This window comes from Desulfosporosinus youngiae DSM 17734 (genome assembly GCF_000244895.1).
Classification (GTDB): domain Bacteria; phylum Bacillota; class Desulfitobacteriia; order Desulfitobacteriales; family Desulfitobacteriaceae; genus Desulfosporosinus; species Desulfosporosinus youngiae.
Map to the genome: position 1 here is coordinate 4,283,975 of NZ_CM001441.1, position 25,968 is coordinate 4,309,942.

Annotated in this window: 28 protein-coding genes and 2 pseudogenes; 12 read left to right on the forward strand and 18 right to left on the reverse strand. The window is 45.2% G+C overall.

Features of this window, described 5'->3' with window-relative positions; genetic code table 11:
* Positions 1-26 precede the first annotated feature (26 nt).
* From DESYODRAFT_RS19855 to DESYODRAFT_RS19870, 4 genes and pseudogenes are all read right to left on the reverse strand, one after another.
* Positions 27-407 carry an RrF2 family transcriptional regulator gene (locus DESYODRAFT_RS19855; RefSeq protein ID WP_007785821.1) on the reverse strand — a complete coding sequence of 127 codons (381 nt, stop codon included), beginning with the start codon at positions 405-407 and terminating at the stop codon, positions 27-29.
* Between the two features lie 267 nt (positions 408-674).
* Positions 675-893 (reverse strand): annotated as a pseudogene (locus DESYODRAFT_RS27590) (methionine adenosyltransferase domain-containing protein); the annotation flags it as partial.
* Between the two features lie 40 nt (positions 894-933).
* Positions 934-1,323, reverse strand: a complete 390-nt coding sequence (locus DESYODRAFT_RS19865; RefSeq protein WP_007785822.1) for a CGGC domain-containing protein — start codon at positions 1,321-1,323, stop codon at positions 934-936.
* A 40-nt stretch (positions 1,324-1,363) separates the two neighbouring features.
* Positions 1,364-2,143 carry an FRG domain-containing protein gene (locus DESYODRAFT_RS19870; protein WP_007785824.1) on the reverse strand — a complete coding sequence of 260 codons (780 nt, stop codon included), beginning with the start codon at positions 2,141-2,143 and terminating at the stop codon, positions 1,364-1,366.
* 572 nt (positions 2,144-2,715) lie between these two features.
* On the opposite strand from DESYODRAFT_RS19870, the gene DESYODRAFT_RS19875 reads away from it, so the two are divergent.
* From DESYODRAFT_RS19875 to DESYODRAFT_RS19890, 4 genes are all read left to right on the forward strand, one after another.
* Positions 2,716-4,290: an ABC transporter substrate-binding protein gene (locus DESYODRAFT_RS19875; protein ID WP_007785825.1), complete on the forward strand. Its 1,575-nt coding sequence runs from the start codon at positions 2,716-2,718 to the stop codon at positions 4,288-4,290.
* Between the two features lie 3 nt (positions 4,291-4,293).
* On the forward strand, positions 4,294-5,271 hold the full coding sequence (locus DESYODRAFT_RS19880; RefSeq protein ID WP_007785827.1) for an ABC transporter permease: 978 nt from the start codon (positions 4,294-4,296) through the stop codon (positions 5,269-5,271).
* On the forward strand, positions 5,272-6,117 hold the full coding sequence (locus DESYODRAFT_RS19885) for an ABC transporter permease (RefSeq protein ID WP_007785828.1): 846 nt from the start codon (positions 5,272-5,274) through the stop codon (positions 6,115-6,117).
* A 75-nt stretch (positions 6,118-6,192) separates the two neighbouring features.
* Entirely contained in the window at positions 6,193-7,893 is a 1,701-nt protein-coding gene (locus tag DESYODRAFT_RS19890) for an ABC transporter ATP-binding protein (RefSeq protein ID WP_007785830.1), read from the forward strand.
* A gap of 274 nt (positions 7,894-8,167) precedes the next feature.
* On the opposite strand, the gene DESYODRAFT_RS19895 is transcribed toward DESYODRAFT_RS19890, so the two are convergent.
* From DESYODRAFT_RS19895 to DESYODRAFT_RS27595, 5 genes are all read right to left on the reverse strand, one after another.
* Positions 8,168-8,320: a hypothetical protein gene (locus tag DESYODRAFT_RS19895; RefSeq protein WP_157137225.1), complete on the reverse strand. Its 153-nt coding sequence runs from the start codon at positions 8,318-8,320 to the stop codon at positions 8,168-8,170.
* 62 nt (positions 8,321-8,382) lie between these two features.
* Positions 8,383-9,135 (reverse strand): ABC transporter ATP-binding protein, encoded by a 753-nt coding sequence (locus tag DESYODRAFT_RS19900; RefSeq protein WP_007785832.1) that lies wholly within the window; start codon positions 9,133-9,135, stop codon positions 8,383-8,385.
* Positions 9,132-10,214 carry a FecCD family ABC transporter permease gene (locus tag DESYODRAFT_RS19905; RefSeq protein ID WP_007785833.1) on the reverse strand — a complete coding sequence of 361 codons (1,083 nt, stop codon included), beginning with the start codon at positions 10,212-10,214 and terminating at the stop codon, positions 9,132-9,134. Before DESYODRAFT_RS19905 ends, DESYODRAFT_RS19900 begins: the two co-directional genes overlap by 4 nt.
* A 16-nt stretch (positions 10,215-10,230) precedes the next feature.
* The gene (locus tag DESYODRAFT_RS19910; protein ID WP_007785835.1) at positions 10,231-11,352 is read right to left on the reverse strand and encodes an iron ABC transporter substrate-binding protein; all 1,122 of its coding nucleotides are present in this window, start codon (positions 11,350-11,352) and stop codon (positions 10,231-10,233) included.
* Positions 11,349-11,471: an FmdE family protein gene (locus DESYODRAFT_RS27595; RefSeq protein ID WP_007785837.1), complete on the reverse strand. Its 123-nt coding sequence runs from the start codon at positions 11,469-11,471 to the stop codon at positions 11,349-11,351. Before DESYODRAFT_RS27595 ends, DESYODRAFT_RS19910 begins: the two co-directional genes overlap by 4 nt.
* A gap of 322 nt (positions 11,472-11,793) precedes the next feature.
* Between DESYODRAFT_RS27595 and DESYODRAFT_RS19915 the strand changes: the two genes are divergently transcribed.
* A complete protein-coding gene (locus DESYODRAFT_RS19915; protein ID WP_007785838.1) occupies positions 11,794-12,324 on the forward strand; it encodes an FmdE family protein in 531 nt (176 codons plus the stop codon).
* A 5-nt stretch (positions 12,325-12,329) separates the two neighbouring features.
* Positions 12,330-13,151: a class I SAM-dependent methyltransferase gene (locus DESYODRAFT_RS19920; RefSeq protein WP_007785839.1), complete on the forward strand. Its 822-nt coding sequence runs from the start codon at positions 12,330-12,332 to the stop codon at positions 13,149-13,151.
* Positions 13,152-13,259: 108 nt separating this feature from the next.
* Here the strand turns inward: DESYODRAFT_RS19920 and DESYODRAFT_RS19925 are convergent, their stop codons facing one another.
* The gene (locus DESYODRAFT_RS19925; RefSeq protein WP_007785840.1) at positions 13,260-13,853 is read right to left on the reverse strand and encodes a class I SAM-dependent methyltransferase; all 594 of its coding nucleotides are present in this window, start codon (positions 13,851-13,853) and stop codon (positions 13,260-13,262) included.
* Positions 13,854-13,924: 71 nt separating this feature from the next.
* Complete coding sequence (locus DESYODRAFT_RS19930; protein ID WP_007785841.1) at positions 13,925-15,094, reverse strand: iron ABC transporter substrate-binding protein; 1,170 nt, start codon at positions 15,092-15,094, stop codon at positions 13,925-13,927.
* Between the two features lie 859 nt (positions 15,095-15,953).
* On the opposite strand from DESYODRAFT_RS19930, the gene DESYODRAFT_RS19935 reads away from it, so the two are divergent.
* The gene (locus DESYODRAFT_RS19935) at positions 15,954-17,132 is read left to right on the forward strand and encodes a phosphotransferase enzyme family protein (protein ID WP_042338899.1); all 1,179 of its coding nucleotides are present in this window, start codon (positions 15,954-15,956) and stop codon (positions 17,130-17,132) included.
* 119 nt (positions 17,133-17,251) lie between these two features.
* Here the strand turns inward: DESYODRAFT_RS19935 and DESYODRAFT_RS19940 are convergent, their stop codons facing one another.
* A complete protein-coding gene (locus DESYODRAFT_RS19940; protein ID WP_007785843.1) occupies positions 17,252-17,728 on the reverse strand; it encodes a phosphotransferase family protein in 477 nt (158 codons plus the stop codon).
* Between the two features lie 170 nt (positions 17,729-17,898).
* Between DESYODRAFT_RS19940 and DESYODRAFT_RS27600 the strand changes: the two genes are divergently transcribed.
* Positions 17,899-18,153, forward strand: a complete 255-nt coding sequence (locus DESYODRAFT_RS27600) for a helix-turn-helix domain-containing protein (protein WP_427854300.1) — start codon at positions 17,899-17,901, stop codon at positions 18,151-18,153.
* Positions 18,154-18,429: 276 nt separating this feature from the next.
* On the opposite strand, the gene DESYODRAFT_RS19945 is transcribed toward DESYODRAFT_RS27600, so the two are convergent.
* Complete coding sequence (locus DESYODRAFT_RS19945) at positions 18,430-19,353, reverse strand: Rpn family recombination-promoting nuclease/putative transposase (RefSeq protein ID WP_007785846.1); 924 nt, start codon at positions 19,351-19,353, stop codon at positions 18,430-18,432.
* Positions 19,354-19,847: 494 nt separating this feature from the next.
* Between DESYODRAFT_RS19945 and DESYODRAFT_RS19950 the strand changes: the two genes are divergently transcribed.
* The gene (locus DESYODRAFT_RS19950) at positions 19,848-20,312 is read left to right on the forward strand and encodes an NUDIX domain-containing protein (protein ID WP_007785847.1); all 465 of its coding nucleotides are present in this window, start codon (positions 19,848-19,850) and stop codon (positions 20,310-20,312) included.
* Positions 20,300-20,476, forward strand: a complete 177-nt coding sequence (locus DESYODRAFT_RS28415) for a hypothetical protein (protein ID WP_007785848.1) — start codon at positions 20,300-20,302, stop codon at positions 20,474-20,476. Before DESYODRAFT_RS19950 ends, DESYODRAFT_RS28415 begins: the two co-directional genes overlap by 13 nt.
* Positions 20,477-20,782: 306 nt before the next feature.
* On the opposite strand, the gene DESYODRAFT_RS19955 is transcribed toward DESYODRAFT_RS28415, so the two are convergent.
* Positions 20,783-21,337 carry a P-loop NTPase family protein gene (locus tag DESYODRAFT_RS19955; protein WP_169315930.1) on the reverse strand — a complete coding sequence of 185 codons (555 nt, stop codon included), beginning with the start codon at positions 21,335-21,337 and terminating at the stop codon, positions 20,783-20,785.
* On the opposite strand from DESYODRAFT_RS19955, the gene yaaA reads away from it, so the two are divergent.
* Entirely contained in the window at positions 21,278-22,024 is a 747-nt protein-coding gene (gene yaaA, locus DESYODRAFT_RS19960; RefSeq protein ID WP_007785850.1) for a peroxide stress protein YaaA, read from the forward strand. The two genes, DESYODRAFT_RS19955 and yaaA, sit on opposite strands and share 60 nt — an antisense overlap.
* 87 nt (positions 22,025-22,111) lie before the next feature.
* Here the strand turns inward: yaaA and DESYODRAFT_RS29360 are convergent, their stop codons facing one another.
* Positions 22,112-22,414 (reverse strand): GyrI-like domain-containing protein, encoded by a 303-nt coding sequence (locus DESYODRAFT_RS29360; protein ID WP_282433068.1) that lies wholly within the window; start codon positions 22,412-22,414, stop codon positions 22,112-22,114.
* Between the two features lie 192 nt (positions 22,415-22,606).
* Here DESYODRAFT_RS29360 and DESYODRAFT_RS19970 point away from each other — a divergent pair, with 192 nt between their 5' ends.
* The gene (locus DESYODRAFT_RS19970) at positions 22,607-23,236 is read left to right on the forward strand and encodes a helix-turn-helix domain-containing protein (protein ID WP_007785851.1); all 630 of its coding nucleotides are present in this window, start codon (positions 22,607-22,609) and stop codon (positions 23,234-23,236) included.
* A 52-nt stretch (positions 23,237-23,288) separates the two neighbouring features.
* Here DESYODRAFT_RS19970 and DESYODRAFT_RS27610 read toward each other — a convergent pair.
* The 3 genes and pseudogenes from DESYODRAFT_RS27610 to DESYODRAFT_RS19985 form a co-directional block, all read right to left on the reverse strand.
* A pseudogene (locus DESYODRAFT_RS27610) lies at positions 23,289-23,747 on the reverse strand (ATP-binding cassette domain-containing protein); the annotation flags it as partial.
* An 18-nt stretch (positions 23,748-23,765) separates the two neighbouring features.
* Entirely contained in the window at positions 23,766-24,848 is a 1,083-nt protein-coding gene (locus DESYODRAFT_RS19980; RefSeq protein ID WP_007785853.1) for a YkvI family membrane protein, read from the reverse strand.
* 238 nt (positions 24,849-25,086) lie between these two features.
* Complete coding sequence (locus tag DESYODRAFT_RS19985) at positions 25,087-25,680, reverse strand: Uma2 family endonuclease (protein ID WP_042339923.1); 594 nt, start codon at positions 25,678-25,680, stop codon at positions 25,087-25,089.
* Positions 25,681-25,968 lie beyond the last annotated feature (288 nt).

Consider the following 25,968-nt stretch of genomic DNA (forward strand, 5'->3'; position numbering starts at 1 on the left):
AAAAATAACCCCTCTTTCATCAGATGCTAGACAAGATCTGATATTTTTATAGTTCTTAATTCCTCTTCCATATTTTTCTCTGCCGCAAGCATAACTTTTTTTATTGAACATTCAGGGTTTGAGTTCAGACAGCAATCAAATAAGGAGGTTTTTCCTTCTATGCCTTGAATGATATCCAAGAAAGATATCTTCTCCCAATGGGGACTTAGGGAATATCCGCCGTTAACTCCTGGTGAAGAGTGAATAATCCCTTCTTTAACCAGCTTGTTAAGTATTTTCGATAAGTAAGTAGGAGAAACTTTTTGTTTTTCAGCTAATTCCTGAACCCCCAATTTTTTTTCCGAACTGCTCCTGGCAAGAAATAAGACTGTGTGAAGAGCATAATCTGTTGCTTTGGAATATTTCATAAAAACCCTCCAATTATAGACTATATGTATCCATAATATCCAGGAACAATCTAACTGTCAATGATTTTTAAATGTTTCACAGAGTCGGAAAAGCTTAGGCGCATACAGTTGCTTCTCTGTCCGTTCGAACGTTGAAAAACCGCATATCGCAAATGATGACAATGCGGTTTTTCAATGCTCCAATGCTTAACTTGCCCAGGCTGCTCCTGATAATTTCTAACCCTACGAAACATACTGCCGACGCCAGCAAACACCTTCATAGTCTTGCCGGGCAACTCCGGTAGCATAGGCTACCGGAATCTCACAACGCTCAGCTAAACCAGCGGCAACAATGTTTTTGGCTACATAACGAGCAGCATAAGCTCCAGACCGATCTACCTTTGTTGGGTCTTTACCCGAGAAAGCTCCGCCCCCGTGGCAAGCCATACCGCCGTAGGTATCGACAATAATCTTCCGTCCGGTTAAACCAGCATCACCTTGGGGGCCACTTCTTCAATGTTTTCCGGGGTCATTATAAAAGCACAAATTACATCTTAACTGAGTTTAGTGATTTAGGAATACAGGAAAGTACCGCTGATTCATATTTTCCCTGTACAACTTCGATATTCGGAAACTTTCCTTCAATCAGAACTTGATAATTGTATCTGAAAGCACAATAAAAACTCAGACAATTAGTGAAATGAATTTTCTCAACCTTAAATTTAAGCAGATACTGAACCTGATTGATAATTCTTTCTGAATCAGCTTCTGCAGGGCATCCCGGACAATTAATAACTCCTATCATCTCAAGGCTTTCAGAACTATCGTATATCTCATAAGGGCCTAGCCTGTTTCTTAGTTCATCTAAACAATCAGAACCGGAGCATCCTAATTTATTAGTTACTTTCGGACAGCTGAAAATTGCTATATTTGTCATTAATCAGCACCTCCTTATCCTTCTTTCACTGTTTCACGGCTCAGCGCTTAATAAGCATTAATCGTCTCTTCTTATAGTTTAAGGCTTGCTGTTGATCAGGAAAAAGTCTTGCCTGATTTATATTCATTCTATTCAGCGCTTTCAAGATCTTGGTTCGTTCAGAGTTAGGCAAGGTCAGCTTAACTAAAACTATCTCTTTATCATCAACTAAACTAACGTTTTTTCTGACCCACTGCTCAATATCTACTCCGGTTGGGGACTTTGTAAACAGACCTCTCGACTTTATTAAGCCGGAATGATTGTCGAAGGCTGGATTTATGAATCTAACCAATAAATTGTCTTCATGAATGCCAGGATTTTTTATTTTCAACTTCGAATTAATGACCTTCGCTGTTCTCAAAGCAAAGGAATAAATAGCCCGTTGATCCTGTTCATCACTATCCTTACAGAACGCAAAATAGGCGGCGGTAAAAGGCGAGGCGGTCCATTCCAGAAGTGGCGTAACGGAACCGTAATGTTGTCCTGATGCCCACCAATCATCGTCAGATTCCATTATTTCCGGATTTTCCCGTCCTCTTCCCCTGCCGGCATACTTAAAATGTCTATAAGGCAGCAAACCGTCAATATCCAGCTTTTTTAGCGTTCTTCCCCAAGTTGATTCTAATAACCATTCGGCGACCCGCTGCCCCCGCCAAATAACCTGACTTGTGCTGAAGGTTCTCCCTGTTACCAGGCGGGAAAACTCCCGCCAGGAAGAAAGATCAAGCTTAAGAACTCCTTCATCAAAATTACCCCTCATATAATCGCCGCTTAAGATCATAATTCTCCCCCCTCAAAAAACAAAAAACCATGAAAGCTGACTGTAATGAGTCAAACCTCCATGGTTTTTGCAAACACCTTCGTGGCCTTGCCCCGGCTATTTACTTGCTTTCTTGCTAATGATTAGTATTCTACAATTGTTGGCAAGTTCCTGCTTAACAGTTTTCCCGGAAAAAATAAAGCGCTTCCTAAAACTATCAGCAGGTCCGGGCAGACAGCACTTTAAGTTAAAATTATCCTTAAAATAATCTTACCCGGCAGGAAATATATAAAATATGTAGAATAATTAGGAAAATACATGCTAAGTTAAGGCTATGAAAGCTTTTGCAAAACCATGGAGGTTCGACTCTCAGAGTCGCTTTTGTGGTTTTTTTTATTTTATCTGAGGGGAAGTGAGAACACATCGTCAACTGAGTATGAGACGGCGAAAATCCAGCCAATATTTGAGGTTATGAAAAGGAGTTGAAATCATGAAGAATCTGGGGAGATTTCCCGGAACGGTCAGATCAAGGAAAAAATCGAGGCCAGGATTACCTGGATGTATTGGAAAATTTAGAATTGTGGAGGTTCAGTATGTTTAAGAAACTATTAAAAACTGTAATATCCTTGGCTCTTGCAGCCACTCTGGGGCTGACGGGCTGCACGAATTCCCAACCCGCCGCCGGCGACGGGCCACAATCTTCCGGCCCCTTGGTTATCAACCTGGAAGGAGGAGACTGGGGCTATCCCACTCCCTTCAGCCATTATTCCCGGGGGCCGGGCAGCTTTAAGATGGCCCTGATCTTCGACAGCCTCCTGGAACGAGGGGAAAAAGGCTATATTCCCTGGCTGGCTGACAAGTGGGAGGTCTCCGGAGACGGTCTGACCTACACCTTTACGCTCAAAGACAATGTCAGATGGCAGGACGGCCGGCCTATGACGGCGGAGGATGTCAAGTTTTCCTTCGATTATTACGCGGTTCATCCCCCGGTCTCCAATGACCTGACCATTGACAACCAAAGCTTCATTCAGTCGGTAGAAGCTACGGACGCCAAAACCGTGCGCTTTAAGGTGGAAAAACCCCTGGCCATTGTCCTGGGTAAAATCGGAAATACCCGGATTATTCCCCGCCACATCTGGGAAAGTGTAGATGACCCCCTTAAGTTCACCGCCCCTGAAGCCGCCGTCGGCACGGGGCCCTTCCTGCTTAAGGAATACAATAAGGAACAGGGTGCCTATAAGTTTGAAGCCTTTAAAGACTTCTGGGGACCGAAGCCCCTGGTGGATACCCTCCAGTTTGTCCCTGTCAGTGATCCTGTTCTGGCTTTTGACAAGGGTGAAATCGACCTAACCGGCAGTATTACTACGGATATCCTGCCTAAGTATCAAAACAGCGAAGACTATAAGGTCCTGCAAAACCCCGGCTTTTGGGGGTATCGCCTCATTTTCAATATGGAAAAAAGGCCGGAACTCAAAGATAAGGCTGTTCGTCAAGCCTTTGCCTATGCCATCAACCGCCGGGAACTGGTGGAAAAGGTGGCCAGGAACGCGGCCGTACCGGCAAGCGCGGGCTACCTGCCTGTGGGACACCTCTGGTATAATCCGGCAGTTAAAGACTACGAGTTTAATCTCGAAAAGGCCAGGCAGCTCCTGGCGGGCCGGACCCTTTCCGTTAAGCTCTTAACCGGCAACTCCAATGAAGAATTGCGAATCGGAGAGCTGCTCAAAATAAGTCTGGCCCAGGCCGGAATTGAACTCAGCGTTACCAGTGCGGACACTAAAACCCGGGATGCGGCCGTTAAAAAAGGCGACTATGAACTGGTTTTGAACGGCCACGGCGGCTGGGGCGGCGATGCGGACCTGCTGCGAACAAGTTATGCCAGTAAAATCACCACCAGCCAAAGTCCCTCTGCCGACGGCATCCGCGGCTACAGCAATGAGCAGCTCAACGAGCTCTGCCGGCAGCAATTGTATGAATTGGACGCTGAGAAGCGCAAAGCCATGGTTTTCCGGATCCAGGAGCTGATCGCTGAGGAAGTTCCCCAACTTCCCCTCTACAACACCACCGGCTATGTGGTCTTCAAGCCGGCCAAGTTTGACGGCTGGAAATATATGTTCGACCATCACGAGGTAACCCACAACAAGCTCTCCTACCTGGATGTGAACTAGTGAATGGGCAAAAGCATCCTTAAAAAAACCGGCGAGTACCTGCTGACCTTTTGGGTTATTATCACTCTGAACTTTTTCATCCCCCGACTTATGCCCGGAGACCCCTTTACCTTTTTATCCTCCGGTGAGGGACAGATCACCGTCACTTATTCCGAGGCGCAAATCGCCAAATACAAGGCTTATTACGGACTCGACAAGCCCCTGCCGGTTCAGTACACAATCTATCTGACCAACCTGCTGCAGGGTAATATCGGCTACAGCATTTACTACAACAACAGTGTTCTCTCGGTGATCGGCAAGCGGGTGTTATGGACTCTGGCCATTGTTCTGGCCGCACTTCTGATCAGCTGCCTGGTGGGTACGGTGCTGGGAAGCCTTTCCGCCTGGCACCGCAGCGGAGCCTTTGATAAGATCATGTATTCTCTTATCATTGCTCTTTCTGAAATACCGGCTTTTCTAATCGGCATTCTCTTTCTCTTTATCCTGGCCGCCCAGCTGGAACTCTTCCCTTTGTCGGGAGGCATGAAGCCCTTTGCCGACTACGGCAGCTGGACAGATAAACTCTCAGATCTTATGGCCCATGCTTTCCTGCCTGTTCTTACTTTGTCCCTGGTCCGCCTGGGCGAATTCTACCTTCTCTCCCGCAACAGCATGATCTCAGTGCTCTCCAAGGATTACATGAGAACGGCCCGGGCCAAGGGGCTGGAAAAAAGGCGGCTTATCTTCCGCCATGCTCTTAAAAACGCTCTTCTGCCTATCGTAACCAGGTTGTTTTTGTCCCTTGGCGCCGTCTTTGGCGGCGCTATCCTGGTGGAAAATGTCTTCAAGTATCCGGGGGTGGGGTTTTTGATGAGAGAGGCGGTCCTGGTCAGGGACTATGTCCTTATTCAGGGAATCTTCTTATTCGTAGCCGTTACGGTCCTGACTATGAATCTCCTGGCCGATCTCATCTACAGCAGATTAGACCCGAGGGTGAGTTAAATGAAGTATGTCAGACAAGCAATTGCAACTCTCCGGAGCTTATCCTTCCTGGGAAAATCGGGTCTGGCCGTGATTTCAGCCGTCTTTATCCTGGCTGTCTTCTCCTCCTGGCTGGCCCCTCATTCCTGGAGCGTCCCCTCCGGAAAGGCTCTGGAGCCCCCCGGGGCCGGCCACTGGCTGGGTACGGATGATTTGGGCATCGACCTTTGGGCACAGATTTGCTACGGTGCCGGGATCAGCATCAGCGTGGGCTTGGGCACCGCTTTGCTGGCAGGAATCGGCGGCAGCATCATCGGCATCTTTGCGGGATACTTTGGCGGGCTGGCGGACAAAGTGGTCATGCGCCTCACCGACCTGGTGATTGTCCTGCCGGATCTGCCCATGATGATTGTGCTGGGAGCTTTTTTCGGTCCCAGTGTCCGCAACATTATTATCGTCCTGGCTCTTTTTTCCTGGACGATACCGGCGAGAATCGTCCGCTCCAAGATCATTGCCGTCAAACAGGAAAATTATGTGACGGCGGCTGCCAGCTATGGGGCGGGGTTTTGGCATCTGACTCTGCGCCACTTCCTGCCCAATATCTTTCCCCTGGTCATGGTCAGCACCGTTCGCCTGACCAGCCGGGCTATCGTTGCCGAGGCCGGCCTGGCCTTTTTAGGCTTGGGAGACCCCACCTCCAAAAGCTGGGGCCTGATTATGAACCATGCTATCAACTTTAAGGGGATTTACTTTACGGAGTACTGGAAATGGTGGGTGGTCAGTCCCATTACCGCCATTATGCTGCTGGTTACCGCCCTGGCCTTTATCGGCAGGGATCTGGAAAAAGTCATCAGCACTAAAACCTAAGCAGGGTTTGCCTGTTGCTCACCCTTTCTCATGATTATTTATGCCGCCGGTAATAACGGCGGAATGGAGGTTATTATGGAGGATTCACTTATAAGGGTGGAAAACCTTTCCGTAGATTACCGGCCGGATCAGGAATGCCCTCCGGCAGTCAGCCGGGTCAGCTTTACTCTGGACAGAGGGGCCAGTTTAGGAATCATCGGCGAGTCCGGCAGCGGCAAAACCTCTCTGGCCCTGGCCCTGATGGGGCTGATTAAAAAACCCGCCTCCGCCGGCGGCCGGATTTACTTTGGAGATCGGGAATTAAACAGCCTGACAGAAAAGGAACGGAATCTCTATCGCTGGGGAAAGATTGCCATTGTCTTTCAAAACAGTCTGGATGTGCTGAATCCTGTCTTAACGGTCCACGAGCAGATCCTGGAATGTCTTCTCAGGCACACGAACCTGACCGGGCAGGCCGCCGCTGAAAAAGTTCTCCGGCTTCTGGAACTGGTGGGTCTTAAGCCAAGCTGGAACACTTATTACCCTCATCAGTTATCCGGAGGCATGCGCCAGAGGGTCTTGCTGGCCATGGCATTGTCCTGCGATCCCGAGGTTTTAATCGTGGATGAACCCACCACGGCCCTGGACGCTATTGCCAAGAGTGAAATTGTCAGTCTCCTGCTCCGGCTCCACAAGGAAAGGAAATTCGCCTTGCTGGTCATCTCTCATGAGATGCAGATTGTCGCCAAACTGACGAGCAGGGTGATGGTCATGTACGGGGGACACATTGTGGAAGAAGGCTTAACCAGGGACGTCCTGAAAAATCCCCTCCACACCTACACCCGGGGCCTGATTCAGGCTTCTCCCGCCCTTAACCCCTACCTGGATTTGTGGGGTATACCGGGGGAATCGGACCAAAACAGCCCGGAGGGATGTCCCTTTTACCGGCGCTGCCAGCAAAAGCTGGCGGAATGCCGGACCAAGGGGCCTCTCCTGGAGTATATTTCCCTGGAACGGAAAGTGGCCTGCAACCAAGGGGGGATTGCCACCCTGCTCCTGGGCCGCGGGCTTAAAAAGACCTTTGTGTTTAAAGGCAGAGCCGTTAAGGCTTGCGACAACTGCGATCTGTCCGTCCGCTCGGGGGAAGTGGCCGTCCTCCTGGGCGAATCAGGCTCCGGCAAAACCACCCTGGCCGGTCTTCTCTCCGGAGTATTGACCCCGGACATGGGCGAAGTCCTCTTTGCCGGGGAAAAAGTCAGGGGAAACAGCGCCACCTGCCGGCCAAAGGGTATTCAAATCGTCTTTCAGGACCCCTTTACCGCTACTAATGAACACCTGAGTATTGCCCAAGTGGTCAGGGAACCTCTGGATATCCTGAAACTGGGCAGCAAAGGGGAACGAATGGAAACAGTACGCCAGGCTCTCAAGGATGTTCAGCTTCCCGCTGACGATGAGTTTATGGCCCGAAAATGTCACAGCTTAAGCGGCGGCCAGCGGCAGCGGGTGGCTCTGGCCCGCAGTCTGATCATGGAACCCCGGCTCTTGATTGCCGATGAAATCAGCTCCATGCTGGACCCTTCCACTCAGGCCAATGTCCTGAGACTCCTCAAGGGACTGCAGAACGCCAAGGGGTTTGCCATGCTCTACATCACTCACGATCTGGCCCTGGCCCGCAAGATTGCCGATCGGGTTTATGTCATGTATCAAGGCAGGATTATCGAGGATGGGTCTGTAGTGGAGGTCTTTGATTCCCCTAGGGAAGACTATACCGGCAAGCTGGTGAAACAGTCCCTTTAAGATAGACCGGTGATTAAAAAAGTCCGTGTATGTCGTCCGTATCCTTTACGGACCGCGCAACTAACCGGATTTATTGTAAAGAACGGCAAAGCGCCGGTGTGGATACCGCTTCCATACCGGCGCTTTTTCGCGTCTTACGCGCAGGGCATCATCAGCCATTCCCGGAGTATACACACGCTGGGCTCGTCCGGAAAAGGCGCGAGAGAGAAACGGCACTCGGTGCAGACGGTGCGCTTGCCGCCGATGTCCGCGCCAATCACATTACCTCTTTACCTTACTCTTCCTTTTTTATGAACATTTCCCCACAGTCGGCCCTTCTTGCCGATGCGACCGGTCTTGTAAACTGCATTCCTTGCTCCCCGATCACAATAGAGAGGGGCCGCAGAACCGGTATGATTTGCCCTCTCTTTTGGGGTTTTAAAATCATAATTTTCTTCCTCCTTTAAAAGACCAGGAAAGTTTGCCGGCTTCATTGGGAAAATGCCCTCCCTAACTTGGAATCACGACCATTTGGTTCCGTACCCGCTCCACACTTACCGGAACTCCATAAGCCTGAGAGATGTTCTCAGCGGTCATCACTTCCGGGCCTCCGGCGGCAAAAACTTTGGTGTTCTGCAATAACAGAAATTTATCTGAGAAGCGTAATGCCAGATTCAGATCGTGCATCACCGCAACCACCGCAATATTCTTCTCTCTAGCAGCAGCCTGAATGGTTCTCAGCACTTCAATTTGATTTCTCAGATCCAAGTTGCTGGTTGGCTCATCTAATAAGAGAACCTCAGGTTCCTGAGCTAAGGCCCTGGCAATCACGACTTTCTGCAGTTCCCCTCCACTCAGTTCATCTAAGTAGCGAAGCGCAAATTCCTCCAGACCGGTTCTTGCCAATACCTCTTGCACCAGCGCCAAGTCTGACGCTGTCGCCTCCCACTTAATGTGAGGCTTGCGGCCTAAAAGGACAGCGTCAAAGACAGTCTGCCGATTGCTCTCGTAGTTTTGGGCGACATAGGCCATCTTCAGGGCTATTGCCAAACGGCTAAGCTCAGACACTTCCTGGTTATCTAATAAAACGCTGCCCTTTTTAGGCTGCAAAATCCTGTTCAAGGTCTTGAGCAGTGTGGATTTCCCGGCGCCATTGTTCCCTAGAATGGAGAGAAACTCTCCTCTTTGCACGGAAAAACCTACCTTATCCAAGATTGTCCGGGAACTGTATCTAAATTCGATCTCTTTGGCAGACAGGATCATCGCAACTTAGCCCCCTTCACCAGCAGATAGAGAAAGAGAGGAGCTCCCAGAAAAGAGGTTACTGCCCCTACAGGCAAGATCACGGGTGCGATGATCCGCCTGGCCAGAGTATCCGCAGCCAGAAGCAGCAAAGCCCCCATCACCCCGGATGCCGGAATAAGAAAGCGATTGTCCCCGCCAATCAAGCGCCTCACAAGATGGGGCGCAACAAGACCAATGAAGGCAATTATGCCTAAAAAGGAAACTGCCGTAGCAGTAATCAAAGAAGCAAAGAACATCCCCAACTGTCTCGTTTTTTCCACGTTGACACCCAGACCCTTGGCGGTTTCTGCCCCACTGTCCAGAGCATTATAATTCCAACGGTTAAATAAGAAAAAGAGTACGGAGCCGAAGACTACACAGGACATAATCCCTAACTCTCCCCATGCTGCCCGCCCGATATCTCCAAACGTCCAGAAGACAATTGCTGCAACGTTGACATCATTAGTAAAATACTGTAAAAGCATAGTGCCTGCCTGAAAGAAAAATCCTAAAGCAAACCCGGCCAACACCATAGACTCTGGTGACACACCCTTATATTGGGCCAGAAAAATAATGATCATAGTCGAAAGCATAGCCCCCACGAAGGCGGAAATAGTGACAAGATAAGGACTGCTAATCAGAATCGTTCCTCCACCTGTGCTTGAAGAACTACCTGCTCCCCAGCCAACGATGGCCAGCGCAGCCCCAAAGGCTGCGCCTTGAGCTATACCGACGGTAGTCGGAGAGGCTAAGGGATTTCTGAGAACATTTTGCATGACCGCACCGGCAGCCCCCAAACCTATCCCCGCCACCATTGCTGCCAATACTCGGGGTAAGCGGATTGACCAAATGATAATCTGAGACTGTCCTTCGGTTTGGCCGAGCAACGTCAAGAGGACCTGCCAGGGTGAAAGCTCAGCTGAACCGGCACTGATGGCATAGAGGGCGAGCACTGCAGTCAGAAGGATTAGTGCCAGCATGATTAATTTTTTCTTCCAAGTATATCTCAAATAATGATTTGCCGTCCCGCTATCCGGCACGCTTTCATTGCGAACCAATTCTAATCACCTCAAATTACTTTCCCAGCTCAAGCTTTTTAAAGCCGCCTAAATCCCGTTCCATTTCAGCATATAAAGGTTTGCCTAACAGAAACTGATAAATTTCATCACTTTTCTTGAGCGGATCGATGTCTTTAAACTGTTCAGGGAAGATAATTTTTCCCGCGTAATAGGCGTCTGCAAAGGCCGTGTCGATATTGGGGTTATAGTTATTAAAGGGAATCAAGTTATAGACCCGGTCATTTTTCAAAGCCTGCAAGGATTGGTAGAAAGCAGGGTTTCTCTTATAATCTTCCGTAACCAGTGCATACCCTCCCGCATCAAGAAACAAGAAAACCGGATTCCAGCTGATGAGTTTTTCTTTATCAATCATAACCGTTCCGTTTTTGCCTGTTTCATCAACCACATTTTTGGCACCGATATACTTAAATGGAGGGTATTGGGCCTGAGTGCTTTCAATCCCCCGCGCTCCTTTCATGCTCACAGCACCTACATAAACCTTTGCTTTGTCCCCATCGGCAAGATCTTTCGTCCGTTCTCCCAAATCCTTTTCATTTTGTTTAAGATAGGCCACAACCTCTTGAGCCCGCTTCTCCTTGCCTATGATTGTGCCGATTATATTGATAGAACGATACAAATCCTCGCCAAAGGTCGCCAAATCGCCATAGCTTAAAGCGACGACCGGAATACCTGTTTTGGCCTGTAATTGATCAGCCTTCTCTTTATCCACAAGGGTACAGACAAAAATCACATCCGGTTGGACGCTGACCAAGCTTTCCTCATTCGGGGCAGTATCCGGCCCGCCCTGCCCAATGCCGGGCAGTTTTTTCAGATCCGGATTAGCCATCATATAGGATCTTCCCGGGGAAGCTTTTTTTTCAGTCTCTTCGATACCCACTACCATAGAGGTGCCTTCGGCATAAGTCACCAACCGCAAGGCACCCGGTCCGATGGCCACGACCCTTTGAACAGGGACCGCCAGCTCCACTTCTCTGCCCAGCAAATCCGTAACTTTTTGTTTTTGGACCTGAGCCGTTGTGGGAACCGTTCCCCCTTCCTTCTCTGCAGTTCCTCCACATCCCGTTAAAAGGACTAAGGACATAGTTAGCGTCAAAAATAGCGCCATCAGTTTTCTCATTGAAACTCATCCTCCTTCAAGGCGATCTGTGCCGCCTGGAAACCGATTGCCAAACCGGGGCAAATATGTCCGTGAAACTCTACACAACGCTCCCAATCCATCTGAACTTGTTTCTCCATCGTTTCATCCGCTCCTTTAGTTTAATAAAAAAAGAGACCACAAAGCTGACTTCGTTATCGAAGCCAGACCTCCATGGTCTAATTTTTAAGTATTTTGTTTAATGTTGGTAGTTCTACATGAATTTAAGAATTCCTTCTTTTTCCCTTGCCCTTTTATACATTTTGAACATATGTCTGGCAGGAATTCATGAGATGTTGTAGAATACTAGTATAATCATAGCTCGCAGGACCATGAAGGTGTTTGTGAAGACCATGGAGGTCTGACTTTGATAGGTCAGTTTTCTTTTGGTCTTTTTTATTTTGCAAAAGGGGGATTAATGGTATGTGTCAAGAGAAAACACGGTGGGAAAAAGCAGTAGAATTTCACGGGCATGAGTGCCCAGGTCTGGCAATTGGCTACAAAGCTTGTGAAGCTGCCATCAAGAAGCTGGGCATTCGGTTTTCTGCGGATGAAGAAATTGTCTGTGTTACTGAAAACGACGCCTGCGGAGTGGATGCTGTACAGGTGATCACGGGCTGTACGTTTGGAAAGGGAAATCTTTTGTATAAAGGTACAGGAAAAATGGCCTTTAGTTTTTATAACCGGTCCAATGGCGAAAGCCTGAGAATGATCATCAAGCCTTTCAATGGTGAAATGGATCGCCGGCAGCGTCAGGAATACCTTCTGAACTCACCTGCAGCGGAACTCTTTAACTTCTCCAAGCCTTCCTTTGAGTTGCCCGAGAAAGCAAGACTCTTTAAGACCGTAATTTGCGAAAATTGCGGGGAAGGCGCTCCCGAGCACAAGATACGCATCAATGAGGGCAAAAAAGTGTGCCTGGACTGCTTCAAGGACTATTCGAGAGGGTGGTAAAATAGATGGACATAGAACAATACACCCGTCTATGGAGCGAGGGAAAGGTTGCTAACCCTTCCGGGGCATCCTTTTGGGACAATCGGGCGGATGAGTTCAATAAATTAGTTTCTCGTGGTACCCCTGACCAACGGATTGGGAAAATCGTTGAATTTATGTTCAGCAATAATCTTCTTAGCAAAGACAGCAGCGTTTTGGATATAGGCTGCGGTCCGGGAGGGTTTGCCGTTGAATTTGCCAAGATATCCCGTGAGGTTACCGGCCTGGACATATCCGCTAAAATGTTAGACTATGCGCAAAAAAACGCTGCTGTAGCAAACCTGCCCAATGTCTCGTTTAAAAACTTAAATTGGGATGAAGTCAATCTTGAAGAATACGGTTGGGAAAAAAGGTTTGACTTGGTTGCCGCCATCAACAGTCCGGGAATTCATGATCAAATCACCCTGGAAAAGATGATCGCTGCCAGCAGGGGATACTGCTTTCTATCTAATTTTGTGGATCGTTCCGATTCGGTTCAGGACATTATTCGCACGGAAGTCCTTCAAATTAAAGATCCAAAATTTTATGTTAATACAGTCTATTGTATTTTTAATATTCTTTGGCTAATAGGGTATTATCCCTACATTACCTATGTCGATACTGATCGGGAGCATGTCCGCTCACTTGAAGAAGCTTGTATTTATTATGGTACACTCTTTGAAGCTGTAAATAACTCAGATGATCAGAAATACATTTTAATTAGAAATTATCTGGAAAAGATCTCTCAAAATGGATTTGTTCACGAGAGAGTTCGGACCAAAACTGCCTGGATCTATTGGAAAGCCTGATCTGAGAAAGATCAGAACTGATTCTAATAAGAAGAGGGATGAACCGATACGTTTAAGCATCTGTTCATCCCCTTTTCAAATGAGAGAGTTTTCATAATTGATGCTCCCTCATCTTTTTCTTCCCGACAAGCAATAACGCTGAGGCACATCTTCAAGGGTAATAGACTCAAAACCCGCCTCAGTAAAAATAGTCTGCATAACTTCCTCCTCAGGCAACAAACAGTTCTCAACTGCACCTCCTAGAGAGGCGTGCAGCTCATTAATGTACTCCCTGCTATGGGGATGCATTACGGTAACTCGTCCCCCGCGTCTCAGCACACGAGCCATTTCCTGAGCGGCACGCCTCAGATCATCAAAGTGCGGAAACGCCGAGTTGCACACAACCTCATCCACAACTTGGTCCGCTAAAGGAATTGCCTCTGCAGCTCCCTCCAAGAACTCTAAATTAGTCCACTGATACTTCTTTCGGGCTTCAGCCAGCATCTGGGGAGCAAAGTCTATGGCCACTACCGCTCCGGAGGAACCAACGGCGTCCATCAACATTGGAATGAGCACTCCGGTACCTGTTCCCAGATCGAGCACCTTACTGCCCTGTGATAAACCAAGTTCTGACACCATATTTTGCAAGCGGATGATTACCTCATCTTTGATAAGGGTATCCCACTTCGCTGCTTTCTCGTCGAAATAGGCTTTTTTAGGCACAACTGCCACCTTACTTTCTTCACTTAATAATCATAGCTACGTTTTGTCTCCGGTATGCATCTGCTTATCTCTTACGGTTGAGTTAATTCGAGTTTTTTAAACCCACCGTAATCCTCAGCCATTTGTTCATAGACAGGTTTACCTAAAAGAAAGGTATAGATCTCCTCACTTTTCTTGACGGGATCGATATCCTGAAATCTTTCCGGGAAAATCACTTTCCCGGCATAATAAGAATCTGCCAAGGCAGTATCGATGTTTGTGGTATAAAAATTATAGGGAATCTGGCCGTAAACCTGGCCGTTCTTGACTGCACGCAGAGCCTGATAAAATGACGGGTTCTTCTGCGCGTCGGCAAGCACTTTGCTGTAACCGCCTTCATCAATAAAAAGAATGTCGGGGTCCCAGCTCACAAGTTTCTCGCGTTCAATCATCAAGCTGCCGCTTTTTCCGGTTTCATCCACAACATTGCGCGCTCCGATGTTTACAAACGGCGGATACTCGGCCTGAGTGCTTTCAATACCTTGAGTTCCTTTCACTCCTAAAGCTCCAACATAGACCTTAGGTTTATCAACGTCTGCAATCCCCTTCGTGCGCTCTCTCAAATCCTCTTGACTTTTTTTAACATAGTTAATGACTTCTTTCGCTCTCTGTTCAGTTCCGATAACCTTCCCGACCAGTTCTAAAGAGCGATAGATCTCTTCCTCATTAAAGGTTGCCAATGGCCCATAACTCAAGACAACAACAGGAATCCCGGTTTTTTTCTGCAGCTTATCTGCTTTAGCCTTGTCCACCAGATAAGCTATAAAAATAACATCGGGCTTGACACTCAGTAATGCTTCTTCATCCGGCACAGTGTCTATTCCGCCCTGCCCAATTGTCGGCAGAGCCTTCAATTCCGGATAGGCAAACATATACGGCCTTCCCGTCGGCACTTTCTTTTCCATATCCTCAATTCCAACCACCAGATCAGTTCCCTTAGCATAAGCAACCAGCCTTAACGAACCTGGTCCAAGGGCTACAATACGTTGAGCCGGAACCTTCACGTTCACTTCCCGGCCAACCAGATCAGTGATTGTCTGCATTTCCGAATTACCGGTTCCCTGTGTACTTACCGCAACTTTGCCTGTCTCCGACTTGTTGCCTTCGTTAGCAGTTTTAACCGCTGAACAACCCGCTAAGAGCAGTCCTACAAGCAACAAACTGAGAAACCACACGCTTCTCTTCAAAAGCACCCTACTCATTTTCGTTTTCCCCCTTCAAATTTCTAAACATAATCCTCAACCATTTCCAGGTGTTTTACTATTTTTGCTATATAAAAATCACCTCTAATCAACCTTTAATAATACCTAAAAACCATACCTTGCCTCTTGCTCATTTCCAAGAAACCTTCTCTGGTCGGAAATATCCCCATTGCTGAAGATTTCTTAAACCCGGCATCAATCAGTGCGCCATTCCTTTCACTCCATTTCTCCATTCATAAAAAAAAGACCACAAAGCTGACCCTAAATGGGTCAAACCTCCATGGTCTTTGCAATACCTTCATGGTTTCGCCGACAAATTATTTTCTGGTTTTTTTTACATTAATTTCTACAAACTCTTCGCAAATTCCTGCTAAATACTTATTTCAAAAAAGTTTATTTTACATTGCCTACTATTGCTACGGTTGAATTTCATCAAAGAACTCAAAACCATGAAATATGTATCATCTCACAAAAGCTCTCTCCCTCTTTCGGATTTTAACTTTGCTTGCCAACAAGTGACCCAAAGAAAGCTATACCAGTAAACTGGTGAGTCTTCGCTTTGAGACCGTATCATCCTCTGTATTCATTATTGAAAATAGTATCCGCTATTCTCCGGTAATCTCTATTATTCTGGTGGGTATGGACTGCTTCAGAACTTCTGAAAGCCTGAGAAAATTGTCCTGCCATTCCTACTTACACGCGATGGATTATTATGGTAAAATCAATTTGATAATGTAAAATATTGTATCCTGAAAAAAGCCAAAGCTTATTCAAAACTAACTCAGCAGCCTTAAGCGGCTTTTTTAGGCTGATAAGCTTAAGTTGGTTCTTATACTGTCAGAATTAGAAAACTATCGCCTTGCTGGATCAGGTGTTTCCCGAATACGCCAGTCTGTTTTCCAACACCTTTGGTGTTACCTCCAAGAAGTTGCTGCTGCAGTGCCCGACGCCGGAGGATATGCCTGCCGTTTCCACCCGGAAACTGACCAATCTGCTGAACAAGGCCAGTCATGGTCGTTTTAGAGACCTTGTATTGAACTGTGGATTATTTTGTTTTAGAGGTTATTGCATGGAAGATAAAATTATAGCTGATTTGAAAGACAGTTATGGGTTAACTTTTAATAAAATTACTCCAGTAATAGGTGGATTGTTAAATCAGAAATGGAAACTTTCAACCGAAAAAGGCGAATTATTGGTTAAACAGTATAGTATCAAGCGGTTTCGCAGAGAACAAATTGAGAGAATTGAGTCTGCGCTACAGCGGCAGATTATCCTTGGAAAAAACGGCGTTTCCTGTCCGTTTCTCTGGCAGTGTGAAGGCCGTATAATTCGTTGGCTGGATGACGAAACGATTTATATGGTTATGGATTTTTGCACGGGAAAGACCGAAAATGCCGATACAATCACAATACCGCAAATGCGCAGTCTTGGCAGCACCTGCGCCATAATGCACAGGGCTTTTTCGCAGGTGCCGACGCCTTCGGTCAGGAATCTACCTGTTTTCGGCGGTTATACGACAGCTTTATTATGGGGAAACTTTAACTCCTGTATGACGAAATATTCGCCGGACGCTCATGTTGAATATCGAAAAGCCTTGCTTGCGCTGGAGCCGATTTTGAAGCAGCTTAACACCGATTTTTTTGATAAGTTTCCCAAAGGATTCGCACACGAAGATTTTCACTCCGGCAATATCCTGTTCGATGTGGATTGCGTATCCGCTGTCATTGATTTCGACCGTAATTGCTACAGCTATATTTGGCATGATATAGGAAGAGCGATACTGTCTTTTGCGTTGGAAGGAAATAAAATGAACGTCAAAAAGGTATGCGCTTTCCTTGAAGGCTATTTGCAGTATTCAGCATTGACTTTACCTAATATAGCAGATGCTTTGCGGCTATCTTGGTGCATTGAAACACCTTGGTGGATACGGTCGGAATTTCTTGGGAATTGTGACGAAACCCCAAAACGTTTCAAGGATGAAATGCTTTGGTTGACTGAACACTGGTTTGAAATAGATTCTTTAATATGTCCCAAATAAATATAATACGAAGCAGTAAAGTTTCATTTGCTGCAAAATTGCAACCTGTAGATATAAGGATATAAACTTCCACAAATAGAGCACAAACACTTTCTGCCGAGAGCAAGGTATGTCTTTGCTTATGAAATGTAGTATGATAAAAAAGTCGGCTTACCGCATTCGCGGTATTTCCGTATTTTATAATTAGTTTTACGATTGAACCGCACCACCCAATCTTCCTGCTCATCTGGCGCGGGAATTATATGTATCTTTCGCAAAATTTCGCCGGATTTTAGCCCCAACCCATATTGTTTTGTTTCGGACAGCATCGGGATTGCTGCTTCGGCGCCCTCGCCGTCAATCCAACTTTCAAGGATATAAACGCCGTCTCCGCAAGCGCCAAATTCAATCGGCATGCACATCGGAATGCCCAACCCGGCTACACGTTCCAATAGTTCAAACAAGACTTTTCTCTTTTCATACTGCTCGGCGGGCGAGATACGAAGCAGATACCTCATTCTGTCTGCCCTTGTCACGCAGTATTTTTTGTCCCCAGACCAACCTTTGTTGACCGATTCGACTTTTATGAATCTGTTAAAAAGCTCTATATCCTGCATTCAGTCACCGCCCCCTCAGTCTTCGTCATCCTCAGGCAGTTTGAGTCAAATAATATTTGCCTCATTTTTTTAACCCACGGCCTATGAGACCTAGCTGAACTTTATTTGTTCTTCTCCGGCTCTTCGGAGTCCCTGCCTGATTTCACAAGAATCAATTCACGATTCTGGCTGTGAATATACATTTCTTCGGTCTGACGCTGAACCTGCTGAATTTCTTCATAAGGCAATTAAGAGAAGACAAAGACCTGACCCAGACAGAGATCGCAGCCTATCTTAATTGCAGCCAAAGGATATATAGCAACTACGAACGAGGCGAGGTAGATTTACCTACGGGAATTTTAATCAAACTAGCTGAATTCCATGAGACCAGTACCGACTATCTTTTAAACAGAACGAATCGGAAAAAGCCCTATCCGAAAAACTGATTAATACAGAGCCGGACAGCTTGGCCCCTCAAATTCGGATTCGAATCCGAATTTGAATTACAGTCAGGCAGGGCTTCTTTTAGGTATTCCAAAGGAAGACCTCTATCTTGAGCCTGAGAGCAAGAACATCTCTGACTCAAACCCCGCAGGGGATGGCTGAGATTTCGCGACGTTGCATATCTCACTTGCCTTCTATAGTTTATCCTCCCGGGGACCCCGGAAAAAAACAGGAGACTGAAGCTGCTCAGCCCCGGTCTCTCGTTTATTTGACTCGGACTATGGATTCCGGAAAAATAATTTATCTTTCAGTTCCGCCACTTTTTCCGGCGAAAGCTCGGTTAATTCGGAAATCTCTTCAACCGAGTCTCCCCGTCTCAGCATTTTTTCAGCTATACTAAGAGCCTTTTGTGTTTCCCCCATATTCATTCCTTCAGCCCTACCTTTATCTTCCGCAACTTTCAGCCTGGTCAGCTGGTCTCGAAGCTCGGCTTCCCTGGCCTCATAAAGCATTCTCGCCTTTTCGTCTTTACTAATGATCTGTAATAAATCATAGGCCTTTTTAATGTCCTGGTTTTTCTCGGCTAGCATCTCAATCACTCCTTTGGATTTGGCATCCAAAAATTCCATCCATTCAACCACCGGGTCCCTGAGATCCCGGGAAATTTCTAAATCCGCGAGTTTGGCAATCTCCAGAAAATGAACTTCGAGGATGTCCGTCAGGCGGTAACCGGTCTTATCTTCAGTCAAATGATAAGCGGAGTATAACTTGGGAAGTGGGGTACATATGAAATCCACTATGTTGATAGTAATGCACTTTTTAAGCCGGTCATAGGTATCCCCCGGTTTAACCTGACTTGTGAACATTTTTGACCAGTAGAACAGTGTTCTCTCCGGCATGAATTGGGTGGGCAAGATTTGAATTTCGATGTCGATCTGTTTGCCTGATTTTGTTTTTGCCCGTACATCGAGAATTCCTTTCCTGTCCTCGGCAAACTCCCGGAGAAGTTCATTGTTGATGATTTCTATCCCTTCATACTCATCAGCCGAATCGCCGAGAACGGCTTTGAGAAAAGCCAGCAATAGATCTTTATTATTTTCCTGACCAAAGATAAGTTTAAAGACAAAATCAATTTTAGGAGACATTAGAAAGCCATCGTCCGTTGGAATTGACAGGCCTTTGTTTTTTTCAAATGAGGACATAGTAGTCACTCCCCCGTTAAATATAGAAACTAAGCGAACAGGCAGTGATTGACGCCTAAGTCATGCAAAGCGCTCAACCATATTATACCATTAAGCAACCTAAGGATAAAGGAAAGTCTTCAGCAATTCTTATATTGGCTGCGGGTAAAGGCTAAGCGCCTTTCCAACGGCAGTTCTTTAAGATCGAAATAGCCGAACACGGCTGCTTACACAGATAATACATTTTTATTCTAGAGGTATTGCTATGGAAGATAAAATTAGTCTGATTTGAGGACAATTATAGTTTACTTCTAAATAAAGATATACTTTCTGCCGAGAGGAGGGGATGTCTTTGTTTATGAAATGTGGTTCGGAAGAAGGGCAGGGAGTGCTTTTTCGCTATCAGCATATTTAGGTTCGATTATTATGGAAATTATATCCTATTCAGTGCGCTCTGCTATAATTATTGAGAACGATAAACAGGAATTTGTCAGAGATTACATGGGGAGCAACTTATGAATCGATCGATAAGGAATTCTGCAAAAGCTTTGATAATTAAAGACGGCAAGATGCTCGCAATAAAATTGCAGGAGAATGGTGAAGTATGGTATATCATGCCTGGTGGAGGGCAGGAAACGGAGGAGCTTCTTCCTGATGCCGCTTGTCGTGAGGTTGCCGAAGAATTAGGAATAAGTGTCGCTCCGAAAGAATTGGTTTTTGTTGTTGAAGGCATTCATGGTGAGAGTTTTCATCGAGTGGATTTAGTCTTTCTGTGTGAATATATCGCCGAAATTCCCAACGCCGCCTTACACGGTGATACTAACCAAATTGGCTTTGACTGGATAGATATAAAAACGCTCAATACTCAACCCTTGTATCCTTCAATACTGCGTAGGCAGATTATGAACCTTTATGCAGGAAACCCACACAAAGTATATTTAGGGAATGAAGAAGCGGGGGATCCGAAATGCTTAGAATAGATACTTATATTGATGAACTGATTGGCCTGTTAAAGCAAAATTTCAAGGAAGATAAAAAGGTTCTGCTTAAAGCTATGGAATTGAAAAATAAAAAGGAGTACGATTTTGACGAGTATTTTAGTGCGTTATTTAAATGGTGTCAAAATTCAATACGTAAATCTTAATAATATAAACTATGTGTTGTTAAATTCCAATTTCTTAACTTAACACCCATGCTCTCCACCATATGCGGCGCTAAATATGGTATTTTCAGTGTGGCAATCAGAGAAAATTTAGCTGGTTCAGCATCTCAACGCAAAAATCCAAAAGTGCAAAAACTTCCCGCATAAATTGAATTTTGCCTGCATTGCTGGTGCCGTAAATGAATTTGGTTATAGGCTTTCCTTCGAGATAATATCCATCATCTCATTTTTCGCTTTCTCCCAACCCCTTGAAATATCGAAAATGTGCGCTTTGATGGGCAGCAATTCTTATATCTGCATTTGCCGACTTTTCCTCTCAACCTCAGAAGCAATTTGCGCATCAGTCGCCGTGGCTTGTCCACGGCCTTTTCGTGCCTGAATGAGCCGTGCGCCGACATCTCTTGAAGAAAGATAGAAGAGAAGCGGGTTGTACGGAGCCATTGCTGAAAGTAATGCTTTCAAGTGTGCAGCAATCATCTCATCGGTGGCATTGTAATTTTGTATCAGGTCATTTGCGCGGTGAAATAAAAAACTGCCGTCAAAAATCACAAAATCCTCGTTACCTTGGTCCGGGCGCAAAAACCGCCGCCAGCAGTCTATAAAAACTTGTGTGTATTTATCAATATTGATAGGATTTACAGACAGTTTAGGATTATATCCCATATAAGGTATAGCAGGGGCAGAGCCGCTTATTGTGATGGCTTGTATAAGGTCTTTAGGGAGCACTGTACGCAGCTTTTCAATCATGCTAAAGTAGAGGGAAGTGAAAAGGACGGTGACCTCGTGAGAATCATCATTTCCCCAGCCAAGAAAATGAAAACCGACAACGATTGCCTGCCTCATGAGACCTTGCCCCAGTTTACGGCTGAAGCAGAAACTCTGCTGCGGGTCCTGCAGAGTATGGATTATGCTGCGTTGAAATCCTTGTGGCGCTGCAATGATTCTATCGCTTCCCTTAATTACGGGCGCCTGCGGGAGATGGATTTGCGCCGCAATCTGACCCCGGCTCTGCTGGCCTACGAGGGCATTCAGTATCAATATATGGCTCCCAGCGTCTTTGAAGACCGTCAGTTCGTCTACATCAAGGAACACCTGCGCATTCTGTCGGGATTCTACGGAGTGCTGCGTCCCTTCGACGGGGTAACGCCCTACCGTTTGGAAATGCAGGCCAAACTTTCAGCTGCCGGGTGTAAATACCTCTATGCCTTCTGGGGCAAAAAACCGGCTCAGCTCCTCTCAGCCGAAACGGATGTGATTTTAAATCTGGCTTCCAAAGAATACAGCAAGGCGGTTTCCCTTCATTTGCCTAAGCCGGTGCGTTTTCTCACCTGTACTTTCGGTGAGCGGAAAGAGGGCAAGGTTATTGAAAAGGGTACTCTGTGCAAAATGGCCCGGGGTGAGATGGTCCGCTGGCTGGCTGAGAACGCCTTAACAGACCCCGATAGCCTTATAGCTTTTGACCGTTTAGGGTATACATACTGCAAAGATCTTTCTACTGACAACAATTTTGTGTTTATTAAAGAACTTTAAAAATAATAATTGCTAAAGCAAGCTAAGTCACTTTGCTCTCATTATAGAGAAAAGTCTGTTTCATAACTTCTGAATTCTTGCTCTATTCTATTTAACTGGGATACATAAATCCATGCTTACATATTCGCTGTTTCCGTCGATCTTTTGATAGATGTTCAAGCCGTATCGCTTATCCATGATATAGCCGCTCTCAGGCAGCCGGATGCTGAATACCCCCTGTACCGAGCAGAATATGTTACGTATTTTTCCTTCATAGTGATAAATTGCGAACTTACCGCCTTTTATCGTTGTTATATTTTCCGGTGCCCGGAACTCATCCGCCGTCATGCAAATATCGCATATGCAATTGTCCGAGCCGGTGATCGCAGGGTCGTCGTAAAACCTCTCAATAAATAGCGTTTATGCTTTAATGTAATATCCATATTTTACCATAAAACGAAGCCATTTTTCCTTCAGCTCGATATAGGTTGCTGAAGAAAGTCCAACCGCAACTGGCGGTTGACATATTTCTAAGTGTAGTTGGTAGTAATGCAACCTTATTTTTTGCTATTATGACACCAGCAAGGGAAGGAGTGTCACACAATGAGTATTTCAAACAGAATTCAAACTTTAAGAAAAATCAAAGGTCTTTCGCAAGAGGAACTTGCCGACAAGATTGGTGTCTCCCGGCAGGCTGTTTCAAAATGGGAAAGTAATCAGAGTACACCGGATATTGACAAAATAATTATGATCAGTGATTATTTTGAAGTGACTATAGATTATCTTTTAAAAGGAATTGAACACCCAAAAGAAGCTGTGAAGAAAAAACCGGATGCAAGAATCTTTTCAATTGTCGGTACTGCACTGAATTTTATAGGATTGATTGCGGCAATTATGGTGTGGCATGAGGAACAAGCAGCATCCTCCGTAGCAATTGGACTTATATTTATGGCTATCGGGTGTATGAGTTTTGCATTGGGGCAAACTGTGGGGGCTGATGAAACCAAGAGCAAAGCAAAGAAACATTATTGGCCGATTAATTTGTGGGTGTTAGTCTTGATCCCCTTATCAGTTTCTTTCAATGTACTAGATGGTTTCTTTGGTGGATTTTCAGGGTCTATCGCTCCTTATCCGTTATTAGGAAATTCATTTATTACTTATGGATTATGTTGGTTAACATACTTGGGAATTTGTACTTTGGGGACTATAAAGATGAGAAAAGTGTTCGCTTAAAAATTATGAGATAGAGGACTCTTCCTTTCCGGTACGGTTCTCACTATTCTGCCTATGATCCCCGTCCCGTGGCATTTCTCTTTTTCAGCTCGCTCAAAGAACCATCCAGCAAGATTTTTCCCTTGCCAATCAAGAGAATTCTCTCCGCTAGTGCTTCGATGTCCTGCATGTCGTGAGTCGTCAGGATGACGGTGGTTTTACGTTCGCTGTTTATGGTTTTAATAAATTGGCGCACCGCAATTTTGGAAACCGCATCCAGTCCGATTGTGGGTTCGTCCAAAAACAGGATTTTAGGATTGTGCAGCAGAGAAGCTGCAATTTCACAGCGCATGCGCTGACCGAAAACAACGCCGATTTCCCTGACATGGGCGATCCTCTCCTACCAGGGTGTTCTGCCGTTAATGCTGCATGTGCCGCTGTCCGGAGTTAAAATTCCGCTCATTATTTTAATGGTGCTGCTTTTTCCGGCACCGTTGGGGCCGATATATCCTACCATTTCTCCGTCCTTAATAGTTAAAGGAAACATCCTTTAGGGCATGAGAATTAGTTGTTTTATTCCTTTATATATTACACAACCAATAAATATCAGTCCGACATATCCTACAAGTGGATAAAAGATACCTACAAGTTCACTGAACGAGAATAAACTTAATACAAAGGTAAATATTGCAACCAGGGTTGCAAATATCTGGTTCCCTCTTTTTCCGCCTAGTGTAAATCGGCTGCATACGGACCACATCATTGTGGAACAAGAAGAAAACATACCTAATATCAACACAATTGAGAAAACTGCTCCAAATATGTAAGATATTTTTTTTGCTAAATATAATGTCGGGATTGCCAAGGATGCAAGATATTCCGCATTCAGCAAGATAGCTGAATTCATGATTGTAATAGACAGAATTACAGCAATAGCTCCAAATAATGCTCCATATCTTGCATCGTTCCGATTATCTGCTGACATACCAAGTCCTGTGAAATATACACTACCACTCAGGAAATTTAACGATAAATATAGAATAGAGCTGATAATCCAATGAGGTGCTGATTGCGACTCACTCAGTATGGATTCGTATTTAGGCACCTCCCCAAAATTTTGAAAATCATGGATTACCGTAATCGTTCCAACAAGTAAAGAAAAAATAATGATAAATGGTCCTATCGTCGAAACGACGTTTATTAATCGTTCAAATCCAATTAAATAAGCACATAAAACCATCCCGGCCATGATAGCAGAACCAATATAGTGTTTGATTCCATAGTACTCAGAAAGAGTAGCACCAGCTCCGGATATTAAAACAGGCATAATCAAAATCAGAGTAAGAGGAATCAGCCATGAATAAAATGCCCCTAACTTTTCACCACAGAAGTATTTACAATGGTTAAATAACCTTTCAGATTTATGTTCATATCCTGTCACTAATAAAATTTGACCAAAAAATAAGAAACCTATTAAATTAAGCAAAACAACACCATAGCTTAAGTATCCGTAACTTGTAAAGAACTGCAATACTTCCTGTCCTGTTGCAAAGCCCGAACCAATGACCCACGCTATAAAAGCTCCTGTAAACTTTATTACCGCCTTTTTATTACATTTATTCTGCCCATCCATTCCTTCAACCTCAATTCCTCTTTTGGTGCTTGGATTGATTTTAATAAATCTATATCCATGATATCATCTTTACCGGATAATTCTAGTTATTCAGTAAAGATGATTTTCATCTCATTTTCAAACATGAAGATAATATGGTCATGAACATAACCGGTCATTTTAATAGTTAAAGGCGGGTGCGATTTTTATCACACCCGCCTTTAATCCAGGTCGCTAATATGCTTGTTAGTCAGTAGATCTATAGCTCAGTTATTAATATAGAAGGAAACACCGCACTCAAATCTAGAGCCAAATCCGGAAATATTGATACAGTTATTTTTTCCTCTTCTGTGTATATTTCCGGCCTGCCATACCTACCGTTGCTTTGCAACAAAAATACACTTACAAGCTTACCCTCTGGCTCTACAATCCAGTATTCTACAACTCCAGCTTTTTCATAATGATTAAATTTGGTAATTCTATCATGTTTAATCGAAGTTGGAGAAATAATTTCAATGATCCAGTCGGGTATACCCTTACAGCCTTGTTTGTCAATTTTAGATTTATCACATACAACGGTAATGTCAGGCTCAAAGACTATCTTAAAGTCTTCGTCCTTCTTCTCGTCACCCTTAGTCAACCTGACAGAGAATGGTGCTGCATAAACTTTACAGGATTTTCCCTTTAAGTAGACTGAAATCTGAGTAGATAAATTCATGGATATTTCCTGATGCTCCGGTGAAGGCGTTACTTGCAGATAGGGCACACCATCTATAATTTCTACTCTTTCATCTTCAGGCCATGCTAGGTAGTCTGCATACGTGTATTGTCTTTCTTCTTGGGGTACCGGCATCGGCATAATAACACTCTCCTTTATCCGATATTGTGTATATGATGGAATGACAATTTACACAGGAGTCCCCCATAGCTATATGCAGTGCAATAATTCGTGGTGAACAGTTATTGCCAAACTCTATAATAACTCATTCACCAGGGAAGATTACATTTAAGTTTTCTGGTTTGCCTTATAAACCGAACAATATCATTATACCATAAAAAGGAAAATATTGCCTTGGGGGAACAATCATCAGGGGTTAAATTCTGAAGCAGTTTATATCTTGACAGCCCTTTTCGATGGCCG